At 72.2% G+C, this 6,777-nt stretch carries 5 protein-coding genes; 3 read left to right on the top strand and 2 right to left on the bottom strand.

What is annotated here, in order from left to right; all coding sequences use genetic code 11:
* Positions 1 to 135: 135 nt before the first annotated feature.
* Positions 136 to 1,143: a DMT family transporter gene (locus tag IF29_RS0136285; protein ID WP_084715432.1), complete on the top strand. Its 1,008-nt coding sequence runs from the start codon at positions 136 to 138 to the stop codon at positions 1,141 to 1,143.
* Positions 1,144 to 1,145: 2 nt separating this feature from the next.
* Here the strand turns inward: IF29_RS0136285 and IF29_RS0136290 are convergent, their stop codons facing one another.
* Positions 1,146 to 2,117, bottom strand: coding sequence for a zinc-binding dehydrogenase (locus tag IF29_RS0136290; RefSeq protein ID WP_030264800.1), 972 nt, complete (start codon positions 2,115 to 2,117; stop codon positions 1,146 to 1,148).
* 181 nt (positions 2,118 to 2,298) lie between these two features.
* Here IF29_RS0136290 and IF29_RS0136295 point away from each other — a divergent pair, with 181 nt between their 5' ends.
* Positions 2,299 to 2,706, top strand: a complete 408-nt coding sequence (locus tag IF29_RS0136295; RefSeq protein WP_030264801.1) for a Rid family hydrolase — start codon at positions 2,299 to 2,301, stop codon at positions 2,704 to 2,706.
* Between the two features lie 589 nt (positions 2,707 to 3,295).
* Here IF29_RS0136295 and IF29_RS0136300 read toward each other — a convergent pair.
* Positions 3,296 to 4,846: a cellulase family glycosylhydrolase gene (locus IF29_RS0136300; RefSeq protein WP_030264803.1), complete on the bottom strand. Its 1,551-nt coding sequence runs from the start codon at positions 4,844 to 4,846 to the stop codon at positions 3,296 to 3,298.
* Between the two features lie 284 nt (positions 4,847 to 5,130).
* Between IF29_RS0136300 and IF29_RS0136305 the strand changes: the two genes are divergently transcribed.
* Positions 5,131 to 6,777 (top strand): glycoside hydrolase family 6 protein (locus IF29_RS0136305; RefSeq protein WP_232242753.1); only part of this gene is annotated, 1,647 nt, incomplete at its 3' end.

Raw genomic sequence — 6,777 nt, forward strand, 5'->3', positions numbered from 1 at the left:
CCGCTAGCGGGCGGCAACCTCCAGGCTGACCGGCGTCACCCTCCTCGGGCTTCCGACCGGGGGTCGTCGGCTCGGTGAACGCTGCCCGCGTGCTCGCCATCCGCGGACCTCAGCGACCACCTCCGGAGCCCTGCCATGCCCTCGCAGCCTGCCCTGCCCGCACGCCCCCGCACCCTCGCCGCGCACCCGGTACCGACCGACGCGACCCTCACCCCCCACCCGACGAGAGCCCGCCGCCGCGCGCTGCTCGCGGTCGGCCTGGCCGCGGCCTCCTGGGGGAGTGCCGGCGCCGTCGCCGCGATCCTGCACCGCAGCAGCGGCCTCGGCCCCATCGCCGTCTCGTTCTGGCGCTTCGCCATCGGCGCCCTGCTGCTGGTGGCCGCCAGGCCGTTCCTGCGCCGCCCCACCGACACGGTCCGCCCCGGGCTGCCGGCCCTGATCGGCACCGGCATCCTGATGGCGGTCTTCCAGACCTGCTACCTCGCCTCCGTCGACCTCGCCGGGCTCGCCCTCGGCACCACCGCCACCCTCGGCGCCGCCCCGGTGCTCACCGCCCTGGGAGCACGCGCGGTCTTCGGCGAACGGCTCGGCCGTCGCGGCGTCGCGACCATCGTCCTGGCGGTCACCGGCCTCGCCCTGCTGGCCTTCGGCAGTGACGCCACGTCAGGTGTCGCCGCGTCAGGCGCCACTGCGTCGGGCGGCGGCACCGCCCCGCTCTGGGGCCTGCTCTGCGCCCTCGGCTCGGCGACGGGCTCGGCGGCGATCAACCTGCTCACCCAGGCCCAGACCCGGGACGGCCGGGCCCACGACGCCTACGACCGCGCGCTCAGCGGCTTCGCCGTCGGGGCCCTGGGCCTGCTGGCCCTCGCCGCCGCGACCGGACCGCTGCTCCCCTCCGGGCACCACCTCGCCACCGCCGTCGTCCTGCTCGGCTACCTCGGCGCGGTGCCCACCGCGCTGGCCTACTCGCTCTTCTTCGCGGCGCTGACCGTGGTTCGGGCCACGGCGGTGTCGGTGATGATGATGCTGGAACCCGTGGCCGCACTGCTCCTCGGCATCACCCTCCTGAGCGAACGCCTCACCCTCCCCGCCGCAGCGGGCACCGCCACCCTGCTGGCGGCGGTCGCCCTGCTCCGCGACTGAGGTCAGCGATCGTCGCCGACCACCAGCAGCGTCTTCCCCAGAGTGGACCGCGTCTCCATCGCCCGGTGTGCGTCGGCGGCGCGGTCCAGCGGGAACCGCTGCCCGATCACCGGCCGTAGCCGCCCGGCGGCGGCCTCGGCGAGCACCGCTTCGGTGAACCCCCGCATCGCCTCCGGCGAGGCCTTCGCCGACAGGATCCGGACGCCCCGCGCGGCCGCCTCCTGCTCCGGAACGCCAGCCCATTCCCCGCTGGCCAGACCGAAACTGACGATGCGTCCGCCACGCCCCAGCAGCCCGAATGCGGTCCGACCGATCACCCCGCCCACGCCGTCCAGGACCACATCCGCCTCGCCGCCGGCCAGAGCCTCCCGGAGCTGCCCGTCCCAGCCGTCCTCGCGGTAGTCCACGGCGAGGTCCGCTCCGAGCTCCCGGGCCAGGGCGAGCTTGCGCTCCCCGCCGGCTGCCGCGACGACCCGAGCCCCGGCCGCCCGGGCCAACTGCACCAGCAGGCTGCCGACCCCGCCCGCCGCCGCCTCCACCAACACCGTGTCCCCGGCGGCGACTTCGGCGGCCGCCAGCACCATGGCCGCGGTCCGGCCGTCAGCCAGCAGGGCGACGGCATCGTCCAGAGCCAGCCCTTCCGGCACCTGGTACAGACCCACCGCCGGCACCGCCACCCGCTCGGCGTACCCACCGGACCCACCGGTGCTGCTCACCACCCGCCGCCCGAGCAGCGCTCGGTCCACCCCCTCGCCGACAGCGGCGACCACACCACCGACCCCATTGCCGGGCACCATCGGCAGCTCCGCCCGGAACGGACCCTTCCCCCCGGCCCGGAACTGCGTCTCCACAAAGGTGATGTTGGCGTACCCGACCTCCACCACCACCTCGCCGGCCCCCGCCACCGGATCCGCCGTCTCCCCGGCCACCAGCACCTCGGGCCCGCCGAACTCCCGCAACCACACCGCACGCATCCCGCCGCCACCTTCGCCGAACCGACCCCCGGAAGGACATCAGTCTCGCTCCAACGCAGCCGCTGATCATCGGCCGCCAGACGGGCACGACCTCAGCCGATGGTCCTACCTCCCCACCCCCCGGCCCCGCCGCGGCGAAAACCCGATGCGCGACGACCGCGGGTCGCCCAGACTCGCGCCCATGACGACCCGGATCACCCGCAGCAATCCACCCCAGCTCCACCAGCCGCCCGGCTACCACCACATCACCGTGGTGGAGGCCGGGCGCACCGCCCATCTGGCGGGCCAGTGCCCGATCGGCCCATCGGGCGAGCTGGTCGGCCCCGCCGATCTACCCGCCCAGATCGACCAGGTGGTGACCAACGCCCTGATCGCCCTGGCCGCGGTGGCCGCAGCGCCGAGCGATGTCGTCCGGTCGGTGGTCTACGTGGTCAGCGACGACGTCTCGACCCTGGCCGCCACCTGGCAGCACCTCACGGAGTCGGCCCTGGGCGAGGCCTTCACCAGCGCCAGCACCCTGCTGGGAGTAGCCCGCCTCGGCTTCCAGGGCCAACTCGTCGAGGTCGACCTCACCGCATCCCTGCCGTAGCGGCGAAGCGGGACGCCCCACGCCTGCAACGGCACTGTTGCTGCCGCGACCTGGCCCGCCGTCTCCCGGGCTCGCGCCCGGAAAGAAGGCGCTTCGCGCCGGCGACAAGGGCGGGGGGTGCCTGGGCCCGGCGCGGAGCGAACAGGCGAACCGGGGTCACTTTCGGGACAAGGTGTCACTTGATCTTGCCGTTATGCCCGATTCATTCGCACATGCCCGTACCAAGAATGACCCGGCGTCCCAAAAGTGACCCCGGTTCAACCGAAGGCGCCACGCAGGAACGTTTCTGCAGCTCCGCAGCGGCGCCCCGCACCGGGAGGGCAGGGGCGCGCCGCCCGGCATCGCACGCCCCGCCGCCCTCCCCGCTCCTCGTTGTTGGCCGCGAGCGGCAGCGAGCCACCCCAGCCCGGCATGGAGCGGCGTGCCCCAGGGAGGTGATGGTGGTTCAGCGGGAGCGAACGCGCACGTCGGAGACGGGGGCGGGACGGGGGCTCGGCCGATGGAGGGATCCCGCCGCACCGGCGGCGACGCCCCGCCTCCCCGGCCGCGCCTCCCCGGCCCCCGCTTCCCCGCCCCACCTCCAACCCGCCTACCCCAGTGCCGCCAAGTGGGCCTTGAACCCGGCGCCGTAGGCGGTGGCCGTGCCGTCGTAGGCGCTGATCAGGGACGGGCCCGAGGAGCAGTCCCAGGTGTTCCAGGTCCAGGCCAGGTACGAGGCGCCGGCGTTGTCCAGCCAGGGCAGCAGTGTGTCCAGGTAGCCGTGGGCGCAGTCGTTCTCGCCCAACTCGCCGGTCACCAGCGGGACCTGGGCCAGCACCGGGGAGATCTGGCTGGTCCAGCAGGAGCTGTTGCTGCAGGTGTTGAAGTTGTACGAGTGCCAGGACGCGGCCAGGTCGTGGTCCGGGTCGGTCGGCTCGTAGGTCAGCCACTGGGTGAGGTCGTTGGAGTAGGCGAGCCCGCCGAGCATCAGCACATTGCTCGCGCCGGTGCCGCGTACCGCGTTCACCATCGACTGCATCCCGGCGACCTGGTAGCCGATCCCGGAGCAGGTCCCGCCGTCGCGCCAGCAGGTCCAGGCCTGGGCGGTGGTGCTGGTGGCGCGGTCCGGGTAGGGCTCGTTGAAGAGGTCGAAGACGGTCGAGTTGTCGCCCTTGAAGGTGTTGGCGACCGACGTCCAGAACGGGATCGCCCCCGCGGCGTCCGGCATCGGCTTCTGGCAGGTGGCCGTGGCGCTGCTGCAGGCGGAGGAGTTGCCGGTGTAGACGCCGTCGGTCCAGTGCAGGTCCAGGATGGCGACCAGGCCGTTCTGGTGCAGCAGCGCGACATAGCTCTTGATCGCGTTGATGTAGTTGGCACCCGAGTAGGCGGCCAGGACGTTGGACTCGCCGAGCCAGCAGTCCTCGTTCAGCGGCACCCGCACGGCGTTGATGTGCCAGCTCGCCATGGCGGCCACCGAGGCCTGGTCGACCGGTCCGTCGAAGAGCCCGGTCCCCTGGACGCAGGCGAACTCCGCACCGGAGCGGTTCACCCCGTGCAGGGTGACCGTGCTGCCGCTCGCGTTCACCAGCTTGTTGCCGGAGACGTGCAGCGCGGGCGCCGACCCGCTCGGCGGCGCGGTGGTCGGCGGCGCCGTAGTGGGCGGCGCCGTAGTCGGGGGAGCGGTGGTCGGCGGCGCGGTGGTCGGCGGAGCCGTCGTCGGTGCCCCCGTCGTCGGGGTCGACGTCGGCCCGCAGGCCACGCCGTTGACCGCGAAGCCGGTCGGCGCCGAATTGGTGCCCGAGTAGCCGAAGTTGGCGTTGGTGGTGACTGAGCCGCCGGCTGCGATGCTGGTGCTCCAGCTGGGTGCGGTGACGGTGACGGTGTGGCCGGACTGGGACCAGGTCCCGTTCCAGCCGCTCTGCAGAGTCTGGTTCCCGGTGGTGGTGTAGGTCAGCGTCCAGGGCTGGACGGCGGCGGTGCCGGTGTCCGTGATGGTCGCGGCGGCGGTGAACCCGCTGCCCCAGTCGTTGCTGACCGAGTAGCTGACGCTGCAGGACACCGTGGCCGCCGCAGCGCTGGACGCCGCGATCGGCAGCAGCGCCGCGGTGAATCCGGCGACCGCGGCGGCCGTGCCGAGCAGGAGTGTGGTGCGGGATCGCATGGGGAGCACCCGATTCTGTTGGCTGGGTGGGGTGCTCGCACTGGCTGCCGGGCGTCAAGGTAGCGGAAGCGCCGGCTTCACAACAGTCCCACAGTCAGAAATTTTCTGCTCATCGTCAAGGGTCTTGACGTGCCGTCAGAACCGCCGGACGATCGGGAGCGCTCCCACTGGTTGCCGCCGTCGGCAGGAGTCGTAAGCCTGCTTCGAATGGGAGCGCTCCCACCCCGTTCGCCCGGTTTCGGCCGGTTGTCGATCACGATCCACCCACCCGAAAGGACCGTGAAGTGCCACATCCCCCCCGCCCGCTCGCCCGCTTCCGAACGGCCGCCGCTGCGGCCGCCCTCGGTGCGGCCATGCTGGTCCCCATCGCCGCCACCCAGTCCGCGAGCGCCGCGGTCACCCACGTCGCCAACCCGTACGTCGGCTCCACGCCGTACCTCAATCCGGACTACGTCGCCGAGGTCAACGCCCAGGCGACCGCGGACGGCGGCACCACCGGCTCGACCGAGGCGAAGGTCGCGAGCTACCAGACCGCCATCTGGATGGACCACATCGGCGCCATCGCCGGCGACAGCACCCACCTCGGCCTGAAGGCCCAGCTCGACAAGGCGGAGACGCAGGCCGCGAGCAGCTCCACCCCGGTGCTCTTCGAGGTCGTCATCTACGACCTCCCCGGCCGTGACTGCGCCGCCCTCGCCTCCAACGGCGAGATCCCGGCCACGGCGGCCGGCCTCACCGAGTACGAGTCGCAGTACGTCGACCCGATCGCCGCGCTGCTCGGCAGCAGCACCTACAGCAACCTGCGGATCTCCACGATCATCGAGCCTGACTCGCTGCCCAACGCGGTCACCAACCAGAGCAAGGCGGCCTGTGCGACCGCCACCCCGTACTACGAGACCGGTGTCGAGTACACCCTGAACAAGCTGCACGCCATCCCCAACGTCTACACCTACCTGGACATCGGCCACTCCGGCTGGCTCGGCTGGTCCAGCAACATGGGCCCGGCCGCCCAGGAGTTCGCCAAGGTCGCCAAGGCCACCACCGCCGGCGTGGCCAGCGTGGACGGCTTCATCAGCGACACCGCCAACACCACCCCCACCGACGAGCCGTTCCTGCCCAACTCCACGCTCCAGGTGGGCGGGCAGCCGCTGGACTCGGCCAACTTCTACCAGTACAACCCGTACTTCGACGAGCACACCTACGACGAGGCCATGCACGCCTCGCTGGTCTCGGCGGGCTTCCCCAGCTCGGTCGGGATGCTCATCGACACCTCCCGCAACGGCTGGGGCGGATCGGCCCGGCCGACCTCGCTGAACTCCAGCCCGACCGACGTCAACTCCTACGTGACGGCCAACAAGATCGACCAGCGGCCGTTCCGCGGTGACTGGTGCAACGTCAACGGCGCCGGCATCGGCTCGCGGCCGACCGCGCAGCCGTACGGGGCGAGCGACCCGATCATCGCCTACGTCTGGATCAAGCCCCCGGGCGAGTCCGACGGCGACTACCCGAGCGGCACGCACACCCACGGCGACCCGCACTGCGACCCCAGCGGGACCCAGACCGACGGCAACGGCGGCACCTACCCGACCGACGCCATCCCGGGCTACGACATCCCGGCCGGTAACTGGTTCGCGGCCCAGTTCCAGCAGCTGGTCACCAACGCCTACCCGGCGCTCGGCAGCACCGGCGGCGGCGGTGACACCACTGCTCCCTCCGCTCCGACCAACCTGGCGGTGAGCGGGACGACCAGCAGCAGTGTGTCGCTGAGCTGGACGGCGTCCACGGACAACGTGGGTGTGACCGGGTACGCGGTGTACCGGGGTTCGACCAAGGTCGCCACGGTGACCACGACGTCCTACACCGACACGGTACGCGGTGTACCGGGGTTCGACCAAGGTCGCCACGGTGACCACGACGTCCTACACCGACAC

The sequence above is a fragment of the Streptacidiphilus jeojiense genome (assembly GCF_000719095.1).
GTDB classification, from domain to species: domain Bacteria; phylum Actinomycetota; class Actinomycetes; order Streptomycetales; family Streptomycetaceae; genus Streptacidiphilus; species Streptacidiphilus jeojiensis.